Genomic DNA, 19,547 nt, shown 5'->3' with positions numbered 1-19,547 from the left:
GACCAAGCTAAAATCACAACGTCCGTTCACGCTCCTCGACCTCAAAGACTTCGAGCATATCGCCTGCCTTGACATCGTTGGTATCCGCCAAGACGACGCCACATTCCATACCGGCGCGGACTTCGTCGACATTGTCCTTGAAACGACGCAGCGATGCGATCGTCGTTTTCGACACGATGACGTCTTCGCGGGTAAGACGCGCGTGCAGACCCTTTTTGATGACGCCCTCGGTGACCAAAAGACCAGCAGCCTTGTCGCGCTTGCCCGATTTGAACACATCCTTGACCTCGGCGCGTCCAACAACTGTTTCGATGATTTCTGGTCCCAATTCGCCCGCCATTTCTTTGGCGATGTCAGCGGTCAGGTGATAGATCACGTCGAAATATTTCAACCGCACACGGTCACGCTTCGCCAAAGCAGCTGCTTTGGCATTGGGCCGCACGTTGAAGCCGATAAGTGGCGCATTAGACGCCGCCGCCAGCAACATGTCAGATTCGGTGATGCCACCAACGCCCGCCAACAATACGCGGACCTTGATGTCGTCGGTCGAGATATTGTTGAGTGCGGTGACGATAGCTTCGACCGAACCTTGCACATCGCCCTTGATAACCACAGGATACTCCATCGCGCGCGTGGCGGACAGATTATCAAACAGATTTTCCAAATTGGGCGTGACTTGCGCCGTGCGGACCTTAGTCGATTGTTCCTTGCGATACAAAGCCACTTCGCGCGCACGCGCTTCGTTTTCCACCACGGTCAGAACGTCCCCTGCCGATGGAACACCGGTCAAGCCAAGCACTTCAACTGGGGTTGCAGGGCCAGCTTCGGATACTTGCTGTCCCTTTTCATTGACCAAAGCACGAACTTTCCCACTTTGGGCGCCGACGACGAATATGTCCCCGCGCTTCAGCGTGCCGCGCTTCACAAGCACGGTTGCGACAGCGCCGCGGCCCTTATCGAGCTGCGCTTCGACCACAACGGCCTCCGCCGCGCGGTCTGGATTGGCTTTCAGCTCCATGAGTTCGGCCTGCAAGGAAAGCTTTTCAAGCAAAGTATCAAGGCCCGTTTTCTTCAACGCTGAAACCTCAACGTCCTGAACATCGCCGCCCATCGCTTCAACGATAACTTCATGCTCAAGCAAACGCTCGCGCACCTTTTGTGGGTTTGCGCCTTCTTTATCAATCTTATTGATCGCAACGATCATCGGCACATTTGCCGCCTTGGCGTGCTTAATGGCCTCAATTGTCTGCGGCATCAGGCCATCATCGGCAGCCACCACCAAAATGACAATATCGGTTACCGATGCACCGCGCTGACGCATTTGCGTGAATGCTTCATGGCCCGGTGTATCGAGGAACGTGATGACCGAGCCATCCTTTGCCTTCACCTGATAAGCGCCAATATGCTGCGTAATGCCGCCAGCTTCGCCGGATACGACATTTGCACCGCGCAAAGCATCCAGCAACGACGTCTTACCATGGTCGACATGGCCCATGACGGTCACGACCGGCGGACGCGGCTTCATGGTTTCGGCGCCGTCTACATCGTCATCATGGAAAATGTCGACGTCAGCATCCGACACGCGTGTGATGTTGTGGCCAAACTCTTCGACCAGCAACTCTGCCGTGTCTTGGTCAATGGTTTCGTTGATCGTAATAGGCATGCCCATTTTGAACAATGCTTTGACCAAGTCGCTGCCTTTTTCCGCCATACGGTTGGCAAGTTCCTGCACCGTGATGGTTTCCGGCACGACAACGTCCCGTGTTTGCTTCACCTGTGCCTGACGACTACCGCCGCCATGCAAGCGCTTTTCTTTCTCACGGGCACGCTTCAGCGCGGCCAGTGATCGCGCACGCGCGCCGTCATCACCTTCAAGTGCACGGGTAACCGTAAGCTTACCGGATTGGCGACGGTCATCCGCGGCACCGCGCGTTGGACGGTTTGGAGCCTTTTTGATTTCCTCACGCTCGCGCTCTGAGCGCTTGGGTGCTTCTACGGGGGTAAAGCGACGCGGCGCCGGCGCTGCACCGTCTTGATTGCTTTCTTCCGCAGCGAGTTCATCCACATGCGTTGCCGCCGGAACGACGGCTTCAACGGCGACGACTGGGGATGGCGGCGGCGATGCAGCAGCCTCCTCACGGTTGGACTGGGCACGTTGGCGCTCTTCTTCGGTGCGCTGCGCACGTTGCTCCGCTTCACGGCGGCTGCTTTCCTCAAGCATAGCCAAGCGGGCCTCTTCGGCTTCGCGAAGCAGCTTTGCCTGACGCTCCTGACGGCTGAGCATGTCATTGCCTGAGGGGCGTGACTTTGGCGCTGGCGCGGTCACAGCAGCAGGCGCGGGCGTTACTGGTGCCGCTGCAGGGGGCGGCGGGGGAGGAGGCGCGGCGACTTCGGGGTCGGGCGCATAACCGGGCTTACCGACGAGCTTTTTGCGCTTCACCTCAACCACAACCTTGTTGGTACGGCCATGGCTGAAGGTCTGTTTCACTTCGCCGGACTCAAGCGAGCGGCTCAAAGTGAGGGGCTTGCGCGTCAAAGTCGGCTTATTATTATTTTCATCACTCATTGAAACAGAACCCGTCCTTACTCAGTCAATTGCGGAGATGTCAGCGTCATTGCCCCGCAAGTCCGCAGCCAAAGCAGCGGAATCGAATGGCGCATTACTGCATCCTTTGAAATTTAGCCAGCGTCCAAGATGATGCATCACCCGCTCCGCCGCTTTTTGGTTAATCAAGGCAACATGCACAGCATTTTGCCGTCCAAGCGCTGCCGACAGTGCATCCCGGTCTACAGGCAGCTTCACGCCGCCCTTTCCGGAGCCCTCAGCGTCTTCGCCAACGCGCCATGCCTGGTCACGTTTGCCGCTGCCATCTGCGCTTGCATCCGATGCGTGCAACAATAGCTTCACTTGGCCACTGCGTGACGCGGAATCTATCTTCTCTGCGCCTAAGATAAGATGCCCTGCCCGCGCTTCCAAGCCGAGGCGGTCCAAAAAGGCCTTTTCTAAGCCGCGATCAATGCGACCCGTTAGGTCATCGATGATATCAATCTTGTCGGTTTTGAACGCCCGCCGCAGCAATCCGGCAAGTTTGCCCTTGGCGAGCGCCTTGGACAATTCTTCACCGGAAACGCCAATCCACGCGCCACGACCGGGCGCCTTTGCGAATAGGTCAGGCGCAATACTGCCATCGGGGCCAAGGGCAAGCCTGATGAGCTGGGCACGAGTCCCATGCTCACCTGACAATATGCACTTCCTTATTGGGGAGTGTCGGTTCTCATTGAGAGTTGTCCGCTGCAACCGCGTCCTCCTCTTCGAACCAATGTGCGCGAGCAGCCATGATGATTTCATTACCCTGCTCTTCAGACAGACCGAAGGTCGCCAATATGCCTGCCTTGTCTTCCGTACGGTTACGCCGCACTTCGCGATCGCTCCGTTCGTTGCGCCGCGGCTCGCGTGCCTTCTGGATCAGTTCATCGGTGGCAAGGTCTGCCAAATCGTCAAGCGTCTTGATGCCCGCCTTGCCCAAAACGACCAACATCGCCTCGGTCAATATCGGCAATTCAGCGACGGCGTCTTCCACACCCAACGCACGGCGCTCGGTCCGGTTTGCTTCCTCGCGGCGATCCAGCGCTTCTTGTGCGCGGCTCTGCAATTCTTCGGCCAAGCCGTCGTCAAAGCCTTCGATGGCGGCGATTTCAGCGGAATCGACATAAGCGACTTCTTCCAACTCGCTAAAGCCTTCCGCGACCAGCAATTGTGCAAGCGTTTCGTCAACATCCAGTTCTTGCTGGAACATTTCGGAACGCTCGACAAATTCCTTCTGCCGTTTCTCGCTCGATTCCGCTTCAGTCATGATGTCGATACCACGACCCGTAAGCTGCGACGCCAAACGGACATTCTGTCCGCGACGGCCAATGGCAAGGCTCAATTGATCGTCCGGAACGACCACTTCGATACGACCTTCTTCTTCGTCGATGACAACACGGCTGACCGTTGCGGGCTGCAGCGCGTTCACGATGAACGTCGCGGTGTCTTCCGACCATGGAATGATGTCGATCTTTTCGCCCTGCATTTCCTGCACGACGGCCTGCACACGGCTACCCTTCATGCCGACGCATGCGCCTACAGGGTCAATGCTGCTGTCATAGCTGATGACGCCAATCTTGGCGCGGCTGCCTGGGTCGCGCGCAGCAGCCTTAATCTCGATGACACCGTCATAGATTTCGGGCACTTCTTGCGCGAACAATTTCTTCATGAAATCTGGATGAGCCCGGCTCAGAAGGATTTGTGGCCCGCGATTTTCACGCTGCACCTTCATGATGAGTGCGCGAACGCGGTCGCCGCCGCGGACAACTTCGCGCGGGATTTGCTGGTCGCGGCGAATAACGCCTTCTGCGCGGCCAAGGTCCACGACGACATGGCCAAATTCAACCGACTTTACGACGCCCGTGATGATTTCGCCGGTACGGTCCTTAAATTCTTCAAACTGGCGCTCACGCTCTGCATCGCGCACTTTTTGAAAGATAACCTGCTTAGCGGATTGCGCATCAATACGGCCCAAGTCCACAGCGGGAAGCGGATCGACGATGAAGTCGCCGATAACGGCGCCCTTTTGCAGCTTGTCCGCCTGCTTCAGGTCGACTTGCTTGAAATAATCTTCAACATTTTCAACAACTTCCACAACGCGCCACAGACGCAAGTCACCGGTTTGGGTGTCAAGCTTCGCACGGATGTCGTTTTCGGCCCCATAACGTGCCCTAGCCGCACGCTGGATCGCTTCTTCAAGCGCTTCGATAACAATCGACTTGTCGATCATTTTTTCGGTGGCGACCGCGTTGGCGATTGCAAGCAATTCAGCCTTGTTGGCGGCAATACTACTGGCCATGTTTTAGTCTTCCTGTGCTTCGTCGTGAATGGGTTCAGCCTCTACTTCGTCCGCCCCATCGCTGTTGATGGGGGCAGTCGACGCAATAAGGCGGTCTGTCAAGAGCAGCTTGGCGTGGCCAAGTGCGGAAAATGGGAAGGTAAGCCGTCCGGCCTTGCGGTCATCGACATGAATATTTTCGCCATCGACCCCGGCAAGGTCACCGCGCATATTCTTGCGGCCATCCATTGGCTCGCTCAGTTCGATCTTGGCCTCATGCCCCACCCAGTCCGAAAAATCGGCAAGACGCGTCAATGGCCGGTCAATACCGGGCGAGCTAACTTCAAGACGATAGGCCTCAACAATTGGATCAAGTTCGTCAAACAGATCAGAAATACGATGCGAGAGCGCTGCACAATCGTCAATATTGAGTTGCCGTGTCTCTGGACGCTCGGCCATCACTTGCAAGGTCGGCTCGTCGCTACCTTGCGCGCCGTTGGAAAACCATGCAACGCGCACCAAGGCAAAGCCAAGCGCTTCCGCCTCGGGCGCAATCAAACTGCTCAGTTTATCCAGATCAGGCAAAATCAGACTTTCTTATTCGGCATGCAATACCATTCCGCGCCGGCCCCAGTGGCGCCAGCCCTTCCAAGTTCTCACAATGTAAGGATGAAGTCCGTATAGCCCCGAAAACTTTCATATGCAAGTGTCTTGCACATCACGCCTTCACCCACCAATTGGGAGAGGTAGTTATAAAATGGAGCTTTGGATCATGTCAAAATTGTCTTTTCTGATGGGCGCATCTTTTCTGGCCGCCGCCTGCCAGCCTTCGGCGAGTGACGCCGCCCTTGCAGACACCAGCGCGGTACCTTTTGACGTCGCCGTCGTTGCGGATTTTGAGGAACCTTGGGCCATGACATTCGTCCCCGGCACGGCTTATGCGCTCGTGACAGAGAAAAAAGGCAAGCTCAAGTTGTGGCAGAATGAAGGCGATGCTGTTGATGTCGAAGGCGTTCCTGCAGTTGCGTATGGCGGCCAAGGCGGACTTGGTGATGTGATCCTCCACCCCGACTTTGCCAACAACAAATTGGTCTATCTCAGCTTTGCTGAGGCCGGTGAAGGTGGCTTTGGCGCGGCAGTGGTCCGTGGCAAGCTGGACCTCACAAGCACAAAGCCGATGCTGACCGATGTCCAAATCATTTGGCGCCAGGAACCAAAGGTTTCGGGGCGAGGCCATTTTGGCCATCGCCTCGCCTTCGGGCCGGACGGCAACTTGTATATCAGCAGCGGCGAGCGGCAGAAGTTCGATCCCGCACAGGATCTCAACCAAAATCTTGGCAAGATTGTGCGCCTAACCGACGGCGGCATGGTCCCATCGGACAATCCCTTCTTCGGCCAAGGCAGCGTGAAGTCGCAAATCTGGTCTTATGGCCATCGCAATCCATTAGGTATTGCCTTTGATGCGAAGGGCCGTTTGTGGAACCAAGAAATGGGCCCCGCTGGCGGTGATGAATTAAACCTTGTCAAAAAGGCAACAAACTACGGCTATCCAACTGTGTCGAATGGCGACCATTATGACGGCCGGAACATTCCCGACCACGCAGCAGGTGATGGTTTTGAAGCGCCCAAGGTTACATGGAACCCGGCCATTTCACCTGGCGGCCTCATGATTTATTCTGGTGACATGTTTAAGGCTTGGAAAGGCAGCGCGTTTATCGGCGGCCTTGGTGCCAAGGCTTTGGTGCGCGTGAAACTGAACGGCGAAAATGCCACTAAGGCAGACCAATGGGACATGGGCGCGCGTATCCGCGAAGTCGAACAGGGCCCCGATGGCGCTATCTGGCTGCTGGAAGACGAACGCGCTGGTTCACAGGGTCGCTTGCTGAAGCTTACGCCGAAGAAATAACTTGCTTGGCGGCGGCGTTTTACTGCGCCGCCGTCACTGTTCCCGTTAAATCGGCCAGAAATGACCGCACACGTTTGGCGTTCATACCCAAGTCGCTCTGCCCAACACGGCTGACAGAGCGCATATCGACAATGCTGCCCTCGCCCGTAGCCGACGGACGGACGCGCAGCACGACATCATCCTTGAACTGGAAAAACGCACTGGTTTCTGTTGCTTCCAAACGCCCTTCTTCGGGCAACGAAATAGCCACATTCCAACCACGCGCTTTGGCTAAACGCTCCGCCTTAGCAACAACCATAGGCGCGGGTTCATTCACACGCACCGAACGGATGTCGCCATAAGCTTTTTGATGCACCATCGCCCAACGTTGTTCCGGCGTCAGGCCGCGCATCTTCGCATCGTCCGCACCCGGAACATTATCAAAATTATCGGCACGCAATTGTAATGTTTGAAAGGCCGGAGGATCGGCAAGATCGGTCGACACATCGTGGATCGCAGGGACAGTGAGCGCCTTCACAAGAAACGTCCCGACCCAACCAACATAAACCAAAGCAACCAGCATCCCAACCCAGCGCCGCGCACGCAATGGTGGGGTGGTGGATTTACGCACGCGCCACTCTTGCACCAGACCAATCAAAATGGCCGCAATCCCAAGAAGAAAGGCCGCAGCAACGCCCTTCAGACCCGATGTAAAGGCCCAAAAACCCCAACCTGTGCCAACTGCCGCAACCGCGCCCCAGACCAAAGCACCAACGCCTGCAATCAAAACCACATAGCCAAGAATATCTTTTTGGGCACGCGGTTGCGCGGAAGTATCTGACCATGGTGCGTCTGTTGCCGCATGGGGCGTTTGCTGATCGGTCAAATTCTCTCTCCTGCGTGACGAAACCATCTAAGTGGCGCATGCTAATGGATGTTCCGTCGAAAGGCAATTTGCGGCGGCTTAATTGTTAACGACAACATATTCGATTGGACAAACAACCTCCACAATGACAGGGGACGCCGCTATTGTGTCCCATATTCCGGCAAGATTAATGCATAACACGCCCCTTTCAGGCATATCCGCAGATGCGTTGAACGCTTTACTCGATGATGCGTTCGGTGCGGACCGGCATATGCGCACAGCCTATTTGCTGCGCAAAGGCATGGTGGCCATCAATCATCTGTCCTTTGGAATTCTGGACGAAGGTGAACTGGTGGCAAGCATTCAATGCTGGCCAGTGCGCGTGGACAAAGCTGAATTGATCTTGGTCGGGCCAGTCGCTGTCGCCACCCATCGCCAGAATGAAGGGCTTGGAACACAATTGATGCAATTGATGCTGAACGCCGTAACACCGCAGGATGCGCCAATGGTGATGATTGGTGATCCGGAATATTATGGCCGCTTTGGTTTTGAGGCGGAAGGCACATCTGGCTGGACCTTGCCGGGTCCTTGGGAACCACGGCGATTGCTTCTGCGCAATAGCGAAATGGTTGCATTACCAACGCACGGCATGCTTGGGCCAAATGACTAAGCTTTGACGATTGGCCTTATTGGACCTATCGCGTTCCTATGCCTTATGAAGCACCCGATCTAGCAAAGCTTACGCTATCCGATATTGCGGAACTTGTTGCAGCCCGAAAATTGCCTCCGGTGGAAAGCTGGGAGCCCGCCAATGTGGGCGACAGCGAAATGCGGATCGCGTCGGACGGCAAATGGTTCCATCAGGGCGGGGAGATAACACGACCGTCCATGATCCGTGCCTTCTCCAGCCTATTGCGCCGCGATGCCGATGGGCGATATTGGCTTGTGACGCCACAGCAAAAGCTCTCGATCATTGTCGACGACGCGCCGTTCATTGCGGTAGAATTGCAAAGCGAAGGCGAAGGACCAGAACGCAGCTTGGCGTTCCGCCTGAATAGCGACGACCTTATTTTCGCCGATGCCGATCACGCCATCGAAATGCGCGGCGGGATGTTATATGTGCATGTGCGCGGCGGGCTGTTCGCAAAACTTGCTCGCCCCGTCTATTACGAACTCGCCAATTTGGCGCTTGCGGAAAGTCCGGAAGCGCCCAGCATTTGGAGCAAAGGCGCGCAATTCCAACTGGCTGCGCCTGCATGAACTGGCGGAACAGGTTGCAAGCGGCGCTTGATCCCGCGCTCAGCATAGAGATTGAAGACGAACGGCACTTTGCCGTGGACACCCACCGTGCGGCGGCGGTCCTGATCCCCATAACAGATCGGGCAGAACCTGGTGTCATCTTGACTCAGCGCCCCACATGGTTGCGCAGCCATGCGGGCCAAGTGGCCTTTCCCGGTGGTAAGGTTGATGAAAGCGATGAAAATGCAATCGCGGCGGCTTTGCGTGAGGCGCATGAAGAATTGAACATCCCGCCCGCGACGGTTGAAGTCATCGGCGTAGCGGACACCTATTTCTCCGGCAGCGGATACAGCATCGCGCCCGTTGTTGGCATCATACCACCGGACCTTGAGCTTCAGCCCAACCCCGAAGAAGTCGATGCCTATTTCGAAGTGCCGCTTGCCTTCTTGCTTGATCCTACCAATTCAATTCGAAAAGAAGCCGCTTGGAATGGGCAACAACGCAGCTATTATGACATGCAATGGGGCGAACGACGGATATGGGGCGTGACGGCGGGGATCATCGCCAATCTCGTGCGGCGGTTGGCATGACGCCGGTCCGCCTGCCCGATGCCGAATGGCAGCATGCCAATGGCCTGAAAAGCGTTTTGGCGGCGCTGGATGATGTTTATGGCGGCCCCCGTTATGTCGGCGGCGCGGTGCGCGACACGCTGGTCGGTTTGCCCGTATCTGACGTTGATATCGCAACGGCGTTATTACCAGATGAAGTCATCAACCGTTTGGAAGCGGCTGGTATCAAGGCCATACCCACTGGCATTGAACATGGAACGGTCACCGCCGCCGTGGACGGCAAGAATTACGAGATCACAACATTACGCCGCGATGTTGCAACCGATGGCCGCCGCGCGACGGTTGCTTTTGCCACGGACTGGCAAGAGGACGCAAGCCGCCGCGACTTTACGATCAACGCTTTATACGCCGATCCAAAAAGCGGGGAAGTCTTCGACTATTTTGATGGTTTGGGTGATCTGGAGGCGCGCAGACTGCGGTTTATTGGCGATGCCCATCAACGGATTGCCGAGGATTTCTTGCGCATCTTGCGCTATTTCCGGTTCCTTGCCCGATATGGCGGCGGGCAGATTGATACCGACGCCATTGAAGCCTGCGCCAATGGCGCGCATGGGCTGACCGCCCTGTCCCGCGAACGCATCGCGCAGGAGCTGACCCGTTTATTAGGATTGAATAATCCAGTCGCATCGGTCGATCTTATGATCCGGAACGGTATCTTCACGCCGTTTCTGCCTGAATTATCGGGAAGTGCCGCTAATGACTTGCGACAACTTGTGCAGCGTGAAGCGCAATTTAAGCAGCCCGTGTCTCTGCCGGCACGCTTTCTGGCGCTTTTAACCCGCGACTATGTTGCCGTTGATAAGGTTGCGGCGCGGTTGAAACTGTCGAACAAAATGCGCGAGGGCCTTGCCCAACGGCTCCGCGTAGGGGTCCCGAACCCCTTTAATGTCCGTGCTATCGCCTATGGGGCCGATATCGACAGCGCGCGCGATGCCGTGATGCTATATGCTGGCGATGCAGATGTGCCGGAATGTCTCGCGCGGCTGGAGCAATGGGACATTCCTACCCTCGTCATCAAGGGCGGCGAATTGATCAGCATGGGTTTACCGCCCGGTCCGCTCGTCGCAAAAACGCTGCAAGCCATTGAAGCTGCGTGGATACAGGAGGACTTTCCGGATGTCGCACGCCAGCGCGAACTGGCGGTGCAAGGGGTAAAAGCGGCTTTAGCCGACCCTAATCAATCAAATTGATTGTTACGCGGAAAACCCTGCGGCGGTAATCGGCCAGCGGCGCCGCGCGCGACACGCCATAATGACATGTCATTCTCCGTCCGCATCCGTCCGCTGTCGCCACCCATGGTCCAGCTCAATCCTTCGCTCATGCGGAAACACACCGCATCTGCAAGCCCGCCGTCCTTATACCGCTGCAAGGTGACGCCCTGCCCTTTGGACATTTCGGGGATCTCGGTCATCGGGAAAACGACCAATTTCCGGTTATCGCCCACCACGGCAACATATTGATCGCGCAAGGCCGCTTCATCCGAAGTTTCCGGCGGCGCAAGGCGGACGACCTTTAACCGCGTGCCTGGCTTCAATGTCACAACGCCGCGTCCTTTGCGCGTTTCGGCGATCACGTCGCTCATTCGCGCGATAAAGCCCTTACCCGTCGTAGCTGCCAGCAACATCCGGCCGTCAGCAATGGCCGGGAGAGTAGCGACAATGTCATTGCCAGCTTCAATGTCGATCATAGTGCTCACAGGTTCACCGAAGCCCCGCGCACCGGGAAGCTTGTCGGCACCCAAGGTGTAAAAACGGCCATTGGCGGTGGCAATCAGGATCTTGTCCGTCGTTTGGGCATGGAAGGCGAAAGCGGGCCCATCCCCTTCCTTAAATTTGAAATCCGCGCGCGCCGATAGGTCCGCATGGCCCTTCATCGCCTTGATCCAGCCGCGCTTTGACATGATGACAGTCACGGGTTCGCGTTCCACAAACGCCTCAAGCGAAATCTCGCGCGCTTGCCCTGCCTCTTCCAAGCTTGTCCGGCGGCGTCCAAGCGCCGTTTCTTCGGCGTAATTCTTCCGCAGTGCCGACAGGTCTTTCTTCAACCGTTTCTTTTGGAGCGCCGGGCTCTCGATCAACTTTACGAGATCTTCCCGCTCAGCCTCTAACGCTTCAAGCTCCCGCCGCAGCTCCATTTCCTCGAGTCTGCGCAACGACCGCAAACGCATGTTCAAAATGGCCTCGGCCTGACGGTCATTCAATTGGAACTCCGCCATCATGACGGGCTTGGGTTCGTCCTCCGTGCGGATAATCTCGATAATGCGGTCAAGATTAAGGAAGGCGATGATATAGCCTTGAACCAGCTCCAGCCGCGCATCGATTTTCTCAAGCCGGTGATGGGATTTACGGACGAGCACTTCAATCTGGTGCCGCAACCAGTGCAACAGGACTTCGCCTAAGCCCATGACCTTGGGCGTGCGGTCAGAATCCAACACATTCATGTTCAAAGAGAAACGCGTTTCCAAATCGGTCAGGCGGAACAAGGCGTTTTTCAGATCTTCGGGGTCAACATTGCGGCTTTTTGGCACAAGCACAATGCGGACATGCTCGTCGCTTTCATCGCGAATATCATCGAGAATGGGCAGCTTCTTATCGGCGATGAGCTGCGCGATTTGTTCAATCAGCTTGCCCTTTTGCACTTGATAGGGAATTTCAGACACAACCAATTGCCATGTCCCACCGGGCAGTTTTTCAACGCCCGTTGGCTCCCATCCCTTGTCATCCTGCCAACCGTTCGAAAAACGCGCACGAACACGCATGGCGCCACGGCCGGAGGCATAAGCAGCACTAATGACTGCATGGCTATCCACCAGAACGCCACCCGTCGCAAAATCGGGACCACGCACGATTTCCATCAATTGGTCATGGCTGGCCTGCGGATTGTCAATCAACAGCATGGCCGCATCGATAATCTCGGCGGCATTATGCGACGGGATGCTTGTCGCCATGCCCACGGCAATCCCACTGGCCCCATTGGCCAACAAATTCGGGAACAGGCCAGGCATGACCTCTGGCTCTTCATCTTCGCCATTATATGTGGGCCGAAAATCGGTCGCGTTCTCATCGAGCCCGTTCATCAGCTCAATGGCTGTCTTTGTCAGCCGCGCTTCGGTATAACGGTAAGCAGCAGCATTATCGCCGTCGATATTGCCAAAATTCCCTTGTCCATCGACCAAAGGATAGCGAAGGGAAAATGTCTGCGCGAGGCGCACCATGGCGTCATACACAGACTGGTCGCCATGCGGGTGATATTTACCGATCACATCACCAACGACGCGCGCGCATTTCTTATATCCGCTGGCTGGATCAAGCTTCAACAGGCGCATCGCCCACAATAAACGCCGATGCACTGGTTTAAGCCCGTCACGCAAATCTGGCAAAGAGCGCGCCGTGATCGTCGACATTGCATAGATCAAATAACGTTCCGACAAAGCCGCATCAAACGGCGCATCGACTATCGCATCAAACGGATCTTCTGCTGGAGCATCAACAATATCAGACATGAACAAGCCGATAGCGGGCCAACCCGCTGTCGCAAAGCGAGGATTTCAGCAATCCACAGCTAAATGTAGTTTTTCGAATATAAGTGCGTTGCCACAAAGCCACACATCCATGGCAAAATATTTCAATTTTGCGACTTTGCTGGAACTTACGATATTAAAGTGCCAGATTCGCAGAAGTAAACCAAATATATGCATGACAACGGGGAAATAAAATGAAGACGCATAAGCTCATTTCAGCACTGGCAGTGACGGTTTCGACAACTGCTCTTTTTGTAGCTGCGGCAAATCCAGCCTTTGCTCAAGATAGCGCACCGCAAGATGCGGCCGTCGAAGAAGCAACTGGCGTAGATGCAATTATCGTCACCGGTACGCGCCGTACTGACCGTACCGTGGCGGACAGCACGGTTCCCGTCGACATCATTTCGGCTGATGCCTTGCTAAACAGTGGCCAGACCGAAACAAACAAGTTGCTGAACCAGCTTGTGCCATCGTTCAACTTCCCACAGCCTTCGCTGACGGATGGAACGGACTCGCTGCGCCCTGCAACACTGCGCGGTCTTGCGCCTGATCAGGTTCTGGTGCTCATCAACGGCAAGCGTCGTCACCAGTCTGCTCTCGTCAACTTGAACGGTTCTGTCGGCCGTGGCTCGACCGCCGTCGATCTCAACACCATTCCGCCATTGGCGATTGAGCGCCTCGAAGTGCTGCGCGACGGTGCAGCTTCGCAATATGGTTCCGATGCTATTGCTGGCGTCATCAACGTCCAATTGAAAAAAGGCATGGGCGGCCGCGCGCAGGCGACATTTGGCAAGTACATCACGGAAATGGAAGATGTTGGTCAGGTCAACACCGTGTCCTTGACGACTGGGTTGTCTGACAACCCGATCATTGCCTACACCGGCAAAGATCGTAAACGGAACGACGGCGACACCTATACATTCGCTTCGAACTTTGGTCTGCCATTGGGCGAAAGCGGTTATCTGAACCTTACGGCAGAGTATAAGGACCGCTCGCCCACAAACCGTTCTGGTCCAGATATCCGCCGCAACTATTTCGCAGCTGGCGATCCACGCGAAGCGACCTTTAACCGCTATGCCCACCGTTATGGTGATGGTGTATCAAAAGACCTGAACTTCTTCGTGAACGCAGGTTATGAATTTTCCGACACGGCAGAATTCTATACCTTCGGTAGCTATGGCGTACGCGACGGTAATGGCGCAGGTTTCTATCGTCGCGCTTCCGATGTGCGTAACCGCGACTGGGCAGCATCTACCACCAGTTTCATTCCTCTCTACGCAGACGGATTTTTGCCGTTAATCGCGAGTAACATTGTCGATGTTTCTGCTGCGGCGGGCTTTCGCGGTACCACAGGCGGCTGGGACTATGACCTCTCGACGGTCTACGGATCGAACCGTTTGGATTATACGATCGAAAACACAGTCAACACGTCACTCGGCGGCGTAGCCAGCGCCCGTCGTTTCAATTCAGGCGGACTGCGGTCCGGCCAAACCTCGATTAACCTCGATATGCGACGTGATCTGGACATCGGCATCGGCAAGAGCGTTTCTTTCGCTTTTGGCGGCGAATATCGGAACGAAAACTACAAGATTGTTGCTGGCGAACTGCAAAGCTACGTCAACGGACCGTTCTCAGCAGCGCCATTCAATGCGGCTGGCGGCGCCCAGGTGTTTCCTGGTTTCCGTCCGGCCAACGAAACCGACGTATCGCGTGACAGCTTTGCTGGCTACGCCGAACTTGACGCGGACCTCACAGACCAGTTGACGCTTCAATTGGCCGGCCGTTACGAGCATTTCAGCGACTTTGGCGACACCATCAATGGTAAAGCCGCGGCGCGATTTGAAGTGATTGATGGCGTTGCTGTGCGTGGTTCGGTTTCGACTGGCTTCCGCGCGCCTAGCCTTGCACAGCGATCCTATGCCGCGACATCCACGAACAATGTTGGCGGCGTTTTAATTGAAATCGGGACATTCCCGGTATCATCGCCAGTTGCTGTCGCTTTGGGTGCGCAGCCGCTCAAGCCAGAAAAATCCATCAATTTGGGCGCAGGCGTTACCTTTACCCCAATTAGCGGACTGAGCATCACGGCGGATTACTATAATATTGAAATTAACGACCGCATCACGCTGACGGAAAACCTGCAGGGTTCAGATGTTCTGGCGTTGCTGACCGCAGCAGGCGTCACCGGCGTCAGCTCGGCACGCTTCTTCATCAATGGTATCGATACCAAGACCACCGGTCTCGATGTTGTCGCAAGCTACCGCGTACCCGAATTTGGTCTTGGCCAATTCCGGGTGAGCGTTGGTTATAATTTGAACGACACGAAAATCACAGATCGTCGCGTATTTTCTGGTTTCACCGCGCAACGCCTGTTTGCCCGTCAGGAAAGCTTCCGCCTCACCGAAGGGCAGCCGAAGAACAAGCTGAACGTCGGTCTGGATTGGGATTATGATAACTTCGGTATGACGCTGCGCACCAACCGTTATGGTGAAGTGTTCTTGCCAAGTGGATTCACCACCGTGACGGGAACAAACCCAACAAGCGATATCACGAAAGCGCCCGGCTCTGTCCCAGGTGACATCTTCTTGTCGCCAAAATGGGTCACAGATCTTGAATTCCGCTTTAAGCCAGTGGAGTCTGTCTCTGTCGCATTTGGTGCAAACAACCTTCTCGACACATATCCAGACCGCCTGCCCTTTGGTACAGTTGATGGCGTGAACTATGGCTTTAACAACGCGTTCTTGCCTTACAGCTCGCAGTCGCCATTCGGCTTCAGCGGACGGTTTGTTTACGGTCGTGTGTCGATCGATTTCTAATCGCTCAAGAACTTGAACATGAAGGGCGCGGCGTAAAACCCGCGCCCTTCTTTTTTGTAAGGCGTTTTGACGCCAAACCATACGCCTGCTAACGGGACCACGACTCCCGATATCAGCCGAAAGCGTTTCTTATGATCCCACGTTATTCCCGCCCCGACATGGTCAAGATTTGGGAGCCGGAGAACCGTTTCCGCATTTGGTTTGAAATTGAAGCGCACGCCACAGATGCGTTGGCCCAACGCGGCGTTGTGCCTGCATCCGCCGCCCAAGCCCTGTGGAAATGGTGGGAGACAAACCCTTCTATCGACGTTGCAGCTATTGACGCGATCGAAGCCGTTACCAAGCATGACGTTATCGCCTTCCTGACATGGGTTGCCGAACAAGTCGGCGACGAGGCGCGATTCATGCATCAAGGGATGACGTCCTCCGATGTGCTCGACACGTGCCTAGCGGTCCAATTGACGCAAGCGACCGACCTTTTGTTGGCTGATATGGATGCCCTGCTGGCCGCCATCAAAACCCGCGCGATAGAGCATAAGTTCACGCCGACCATTGGCCGCAGCCATGGCATACATGCTGAACCCGTGACCTTTGGTATGAAGCTGGCACAAGCTTATGCGGAATTTGCCCGCGGCCGCGAACGTTTGGTTGCGGCACGTGCAGAAATCGCCACCTGCGCGATTTCGGGCGCTGTCGGTACCTTCGCCAATATCGACCCCGAAGTTGAGGCGCATGTCGCTTCCAAACTTGGCCTTGCGGTTGAGCCTGTCTCGACTCAAGTCATCCCGCGCGATCGTCATGCCATGTATTTTGCGACTCTGGGTGTCATCGCCTCCTCAATTGAGCGGCTAGCGACCGAAGTGCGTCATTTGCAGCGCACCGAAGTGCTGGAGGCGGAGGAATATTTCTCGCCGGGTCAAAAGGGCAGCTCGGCGATGCCACATAAGCGCAATCCCGTACTCACCGAAAACCTGACGGGCCTTGCCCGCATGGTGCGTGGCTATGTCACCCCGGCGCTCGAAAATGTCGCTTTGTGGCATGAACGCGATATCAGCCATTCCAGCGTTGAACGCTATATCGGCCCCGATGCGACCATCACGCTCGATTTCGCGCTGGGCCGCCTGACGTGTGTTGTGGACAAGTTGCTGATCTACCCAGAGCGGATGCAAAAAAATCTCGACCGCATGGGCGGACTTGTCCATTCGCAGCGCGTGCTGTTGGCACTGACGCAGGCGGGCATTAGCCGTGAGGACAGCTACCGTATCGTGCAGCGCAATGCGATGAAGGTTTGGGAGACAGATGGTGCAGAGTCGTTAATGGAACTGCTGAAAGCTGACCCAGATGTCACCGCAAAAATGACTGCATCGGAAATCGAAGATCGTTTCAATCTTGATTATCATTTCAAGCATATCGACACAATTTTCGACCGCGTATTTGGCTAATCACGCCGCCCTTGTTTGAAGCATATTAGAAGAAAAGACACTAACCCCTACCCAAAGGGGTAAAGTTTCCATAAGATGTGCATCAGAAGGAGAAACCGCACGATGCGCTTTCTAAAAACGCTGATTTGGGTAACGATCATTGTCGGTTTGATTGTGTTCGCCACCAAAAATTGGGCCCCTGTGTCGGTCAGCCTTTGGGGTGGGCTTCGACTCGACACCAAATTGCCCGCGCTGGTTACCGTTGCATTCCTTCTCGGATTTTTGCCTTTGTACCTTTTGCACCGGACACAAATATGGCGCTTGAAGCGGCGCATAATGACGCTTGAGGGCAACCAGCGGACACCAGCCCCGCCACCTGCCTCTCCGCCGCCTGCTTACACTGCTGTGGATTCGATATGACCAACCCGATCTTCGTCGCCATTGACACGCCATATCTGGAAGACGCGCTGGAATTGACCCGCCGTATCAAGGGCCAAGTTGGTGGGGTGAAACTCGGCCTCGAATTTTTCTGCGCCAATGGCCATCACGGCGTGCATGAGGTGCAGAAATTGGGCCTGCCAATTTTTCTCGACCTAAAATTACACGACATTCCCAATACTGTTGCCAAGGCGATGCAGGCAATCAACACGCTTGAACCCGCCATCGTCACCATCCACGCCGCCGGTGGCCGCGCGATGATGGAGGATGCCAAAGCTGCCGCAGGCCTGCATACCAAAGTGGTGGCGGTGACTGTCCTGACCAGCTTGGACGATCATGATCTCAACCGTGTGGGCGTACCCGACAGTCCAGAACTTCAGGTTGCCCGCTTGGCCGCGCTCGCGCAGGAAGCTGGCCTTGATGGCATTGTCTGTTCGGGACATGAAGTAAAGGCCGCGAAAACGGCATGGAAGGATGGCTTCTTCGTCGTCCCCGGCCTTCGCCCCGCTGGCGGAACCGCCGCCGACCAGAAACGCACTGTGACGCCCAGACAAGCCCGTGACGATGGCGCGAGCATTTTGGTCATTGGGAGGCCGATTACGAAAGCAGAGAGCCCTGACGATGCTGCACGGGCGATTATGGGCACGCTTTAAGTCATTCGCATTCCCCGTCATACTGAACTTGTGTTGGCATAACGAACTGCCGCCGTCCCTCTCGTCACCCTGAACTTGTTTCAGGGTCTATTTTTCTTTACAAAATGTGGGTCGCGGCGGCGCGATGGATGCTGAAACAAGTTCAGCATGACGGGAATGTTTTGGTTCGCTAAGGTGCAATCATGCCATCAAACATTAAAATCTGCGGCCTCAGCGACGAAGCTAGCGTTGATGCCGCCGCCAAAGCAGGCGCATCGCATATTGGCCTCGTCCATTTCGAAAAAAGCCCGCGTCATGTTGGATTGGAACACGCCGCAGCACTTCAGATGCGTGCGCCAGCCTCGCTAAAGGTTGTCCTTCTGCTGGTGAATGCCGAACCCGGCCTGACCGCCAAAGCGATTGAGGTCATCAAACCCGACATACTGCAATTTCATGGCTCCGAGAGTGCACAATGGCTCCGTACCCTAAAAAGCACTTTGGACATCGAAATCTGGAAGGCCTTGGGCGTTCGGGATGCTGCATCGCTCAAAACTGCAGATGAATATGTCGATGCAGCCGATCTCATCTTGTTCGACGCACCCGCACAGGTTTTGCCCGGCGGTAGTGGCATGCGTTTTGACTGGTCTTTGCTGAACGAGCATACACACAAGCTTCCATGGGGCCTTGCGGGCGGCCTGACCCCCGGCAACGTGAAGGAGGCTTTGCGCCAAACACGCGCGCATTTGATCGACACATCATCCGGCGTAGAATCCGCGCCGGGCATCAAGGATGTGGACAAGATTGCGGCCTTCTGCCAAGCGGTGCGGGACTATGACAATCACTGAACGCTCCCCGAACTCGTTTCGCAACCAACCTGATGAACGCGGCCATTTTGGGCAGTTTGGCGGGCGCTATGTCGCCGAAACGCTCATGCCGCTCGTGCTCGATCTGGAACGCGAATATCGCGCGGCGCAACAGGATCCGGCCTTTGCCGCGCAGTTTGATGATCTACTGGAACATTATGTCGGCCGCCCCTCGCCGCTTTATTATGCCGAGCGCCTGACCGAGGAAGTCCGCAAGGACGCGCCGGCAGGCAAAGGCGCGCAAATCTGGTTCAAACGCGATGAATTGAACCACACCGGCGCACACAAGATCAACAATTGCATTGGTCAGATTTTACTCGCCATTCGTATGGGCAAGACGCGCATCATAGCGGAAACCGGCGCTGGCCAGCATG

Annotated in this window: 16 protein-coding genes and 1 pseudogene; 11 read left to right on the top strand and 6 right to left on the bottom strand. The window is 55.7% G+C overall.

Annotated elements, in window-relative coordinates; translation table 11 throughout:
- Positions 1–13 precede the first annotated feature (13 nt).
- Genes infB through rimP form a run of 4 tightly spaced genes read right to left on the bottom strand, consistent with a single transcriptional unit; the run spans position 14 to position 5,450 of the window.
- On the bottom strand, positions 14–2,566 hold the full coding sequence (gene infB, locus Q0O33_RS06010; protein WP_295497303.1) for a translation initiation factor IF-2: 2,553 nt from the start codon (positions 2,564–2,566) through the stop codon (positions 14–16).
- A gap of 21 nt (positions 2,567–2,587) precedes the next feature.
- The gene (locus Q0O33_RS06005) at positions 2,588–3,298 is read right to left on the bottom strand and encodes a DUF448 domain-containing protein (RefSeq protein WP_295497300.1); all 711 of its coding nucleotides are present in this window, start codon (positions 3,296–3,298) and stop codon (positions 2,588–2,590) included.
- Positions 3,276–4,886, bottom strand: coding sequence for a transcription termination factor NusA (gene nusA, locus Q0O33_RS06000; RefSeq protein WP_295497298.1), 1,611 nt, complete (start codon positions 4,884–4,886; stop codon positions 3,276–3,278). The genes Q0O33_RS06005 and nusA overlap by 23 nt, the downstream gene beginning before the upstream one ends.
- A 3-nt stretch (positions 4,887–4,889) precedes the next feature.
- Positions 4,890–5,450, bottom strand: coding sequence for a ribosome maturation protein RimP (rimP, locus tag Q0O33_RS05995; RefSeq protein WP_295497296.1), 561 nt, complete (start codon positions 5,448–5,450; stop codon positions 4,890–4,892).
- A 187-nt stretch (positions 5,451–5,637) separates the two neighbouring features.
- On the opposite strand from rimP, the gene Q0O33_RS05990 reads away from it, so the two are divergent.
- A complete protein-coding gene (locus Q0O33_RS05990; RefSeq protein ID WP_295497294.1) occupies positions 5,638–6,771 on the top strand; it encodes a PQQ-dependent sugar dehydrogenase in 1,134 nt (377 codons plus the stop codon).
- A 19-nt stretch (positions 6,772–6,790) separates the two neighbouring features.
- Here the strand turns inward: Q0O33_RS05990 and Q0O33_RS05985 are convergent, their stop codons facing one another.
- Entirely contained in the window at positions 6,791–7,636 is an 846-nt protein-coding gene (locus Q0O33_RS05985) for a DUF1499 domain-containing protein (protein WP_295497293.1), read from the bottom strand.
- 169 nt (positions 7,637–7,805) lie between these two features.
- On the opposite strand from Q0O33_RS05985, the gene Q0O33_RS05980 reads away from it, so the two are divergent.
- Genes Q0O33_RS05980 through Q0O33_RS05965 form a run of 4 tightly spaced genes read left to right on the top strand, consistent with a single transcriptional unit; the run spans position 7,806 to position 10,673 of the window.
- The gene (locus Q0O33_RS05980; protein ID WP_295497291.1) at positions 7,806–8,285 is read left to right on the top strand and encodes an N-acetyltransferase; all 480 of its coding nucleotides are present in this window, start codon (positions 7,806–7,808) and stop codon (positions 8,283–8,285) included.
- Positions 8,286–8,323: 38 nt separating this feature from the next.
- A complete protein-coding gene (locus tag Q0O33_RS05975) occupies positions 8,324–8,875 on the top strand; it encodes a DUF1285 domain-containing protein (protein ID WP_295497289.1) in 552 nt (183 codons plus the stop codon).
- Positions 8,872–9,444 (top strand): CoA pyrophosphatase, encoded by a 573-nt coding sequence (locus tag Q0O33_RS05970; RefSeq protein WP_295497288.1) that lies wholly within the window; start codon positions 8,872–8,874, stop codon positions 9,442–9,444. The genes Q0O33_RS05975 and Q0O33_RS05970 overlap by 4 nt, the downstream gene beginning before the upstream one ends.
- Positions 9,441–10,673: a CCA tRNA nucleotidyltransferase gene (locus Q0O33_RS05965; protein ID WP_295497287.1), complete on the top strand. Its 1,233-nt coding sequence runs from the start codon at positions 9,441–9,443 to the stop codon at positions 10,671–10,673. The genes Q0O33_RS05970 and Q0O33_RS05965 overlap by 4 nt, the downstream gene beginning before the upstream one ends.
- On the opposite strand, the gene parC is transcribed toward Q0O33_RS05965, so the two are convergent.
- Positions 10,661–12,985: a DNA topoisomerase IV subunit A gene (gene parC / locus Q0O33_RS05960; protein WP_295497286.1), complete on the bottom strand. Its 2,325-nt coding sequence runs from the start codon at positions 12,983–12,985 to the stop codon at positions 10,661–10,663. The genes Q0O33_RS05965 and parC overlap by 13 nt on opposite strands.
- 212 nt (positions 12,986–13,197) lie before the next feature.
- Here parC and Q0O33_RS05955 point away from each other — a divergent pair, with 212 nt between their 5' ends.
- The 6 genes and pseudogenes from Q0O33_RS05955 to Q0O33_RS05930 form a co-directional block, all read left to right on the top strand.
- Complete coding sequence (locus tag Q0O33_RS05955) at positions 13,198–15,819, top strand: TonB-dependent receptor (protein ID WP_295497285.1); 2,622 nt, start codon at positions 13,198–13,200, stop codon at positions 15,817–15,819.
- Positions 15,820–15,950: 131 nt separating this feature from the next.
- Positions 15,951–17,261, top strand: coding sequence for an adenylosuccinate lyase (gene purB, locus Q0O33_RS05950; protein ID WP_295497284.1), 1,311 nt, complete (start codon positions 15,951–15,953; stop codon positions 17,259–17,261).
- 102 nt (positions 17,262–17,363) lie between these two features.
- Positions 17,364–17,660, top strand: coding sequence for a hypothetical protein (locus Q0O33_RS05945; protein ID WP_295497283.1), 297 nt, complete (start codon positions 17,364–17,366; stop codon positions 17,658–17,660).
- Positions 17,657–18,331, top strand: coding sequence for an orotidine-5'-phosphate decarboxylase (gene pyrF, locus Q0O33_RS05940; protein WP_295497282.1), 675 nt, complete (start codon positions 17,657–17,659; stop codon positions 18,329–18,331). Before Q0O33_RS05945 ends, pyrF begins: the two co-directional genes overlap by 4 nt.
- A gap of 182 nt (positions 18,332–18,513) precedes the next feature.
- On the top strand, positions 18,514–19,155 hold the full coding sequence (locus Q0O33_RS05935) for a phosphoribosylanthranilate isomerase (protein WP_295497281.1): 642 nt from the start codon (positions 18,514–18,516) through the stop codon (positions 19,153–19,155).
- A pseudogene (locus Q0O33_RS05930) lies at positions 19,142–19,547 on the top strand (tryptophan synthase subunit beta); the annotation flags it as partial. The gene Q0O33_RS05935 and the pseudogene Q0O33_RS05930, both read left to right, overlap by 14 nt.

The sequence above is a fragment of the Sphingorhabdus sp. EL138 genome, assembly GCF_945862485.1.
GTDB lineage: Bacteria > Pseudomonadota > Alphaproteobacteria > Sphingomonadales > Sphingomonadaceae > Sphingorhabdus_B.
The sequence above is the reverse complement of the archived record's forward strand: the minus strand, read 5'-3'. Positions and strand labels throughout refer to the sequence as shown.

Bases quoted from the DNA above. Each gene is read 5' to 3' on its own strand.
- Q0O33_RS05980 (WP_295497291.1), top strand. From the start codon at position 7,806: ATGCATAACACGCCCCTTTCAGGCATATCCGCAGATGCGTTGAACGCT.
- Q0O33_RS05955 (WP_295497285.1), top strand. From the start codon at position 13,198: ATGAAGACGCATAAGCTCATTTCAGCACTGGCAGTGACGGTTTCGACA.
- Q0O33_RS05965 (WP_295497287.1), top strand. From the start codon at position 9,441: ATGACGCCGGTCCGCCTGCCCGATGCCGAATGGCAGCATGCCAATGGC.
- infB (WP_295497303.1), bottom strand. From the start codon at position 2,566: ATGAGTGATGAAAATAATAATAAGCCGACTTTGACGCGCAAGCCCCTC.
- Q0O33_RS05935 (WP_295497281.1), top strand. From the start codon at position 18,514: ATGCCATCAAACATTAAAATCTGCGGCCTCAGCGACGAAGCTAGCGTT.
- Q0O33_RS05945 (WP_295497283.1), top strand. From the start codon at position 17,364: ATGCGCTTTCTAAAAACGCTGATTTGGGTAACGATCATTGTCGGTTTG.
- parC (WP_295497286.1), bottom strand. From the start codon at position 12,985: ATGTCTGATATTGTTGATGCTCCAGCAGAAGATCCGTTTGATGCGATA.
- Q0O33_RS05975 (WP_295497289.1), top strand. From the start codon at position 8,324: ATGCCTTATGAAGCACCCGATCTAGCAAAGCTTACGCTATCCGATATT.
- pyrF (WP_295497282.1), top strand. From the start codon at position 17,657: ATGACCAACCCGATCTTCGTCGCCATTGACACGCCATATCTGGAAGAC.
- Q0O33_RS05990 (WP_295497294.1), top strand. From the start codon at position 5,638: ATGTCAAAATTGTCTTTTCTGATGGGCGCATCTTTTCTGGCCGCCGCC.
- Q0O33_RS05970 (WP_295497288.1), top strand. From the start codon at position 8,872: ATGAACTGGCGGAACAGGTTGCAAGCGGCGCTTGATCCCGCGCTCAGC.
- nusA (WP_295497298.1), bottom strand. From the start codon at position 4,886: ATGGCCAGTAGTATTGCCGCCAACAAGGCTGAATTGCTTGCAATCGCC.
- purB (WP_295497284.1), top strand. From the start codon at position 15,951: ATGATCCCACGTTATTCCCGCCCCGACATGGTCAAGATTTGGGAGCCG.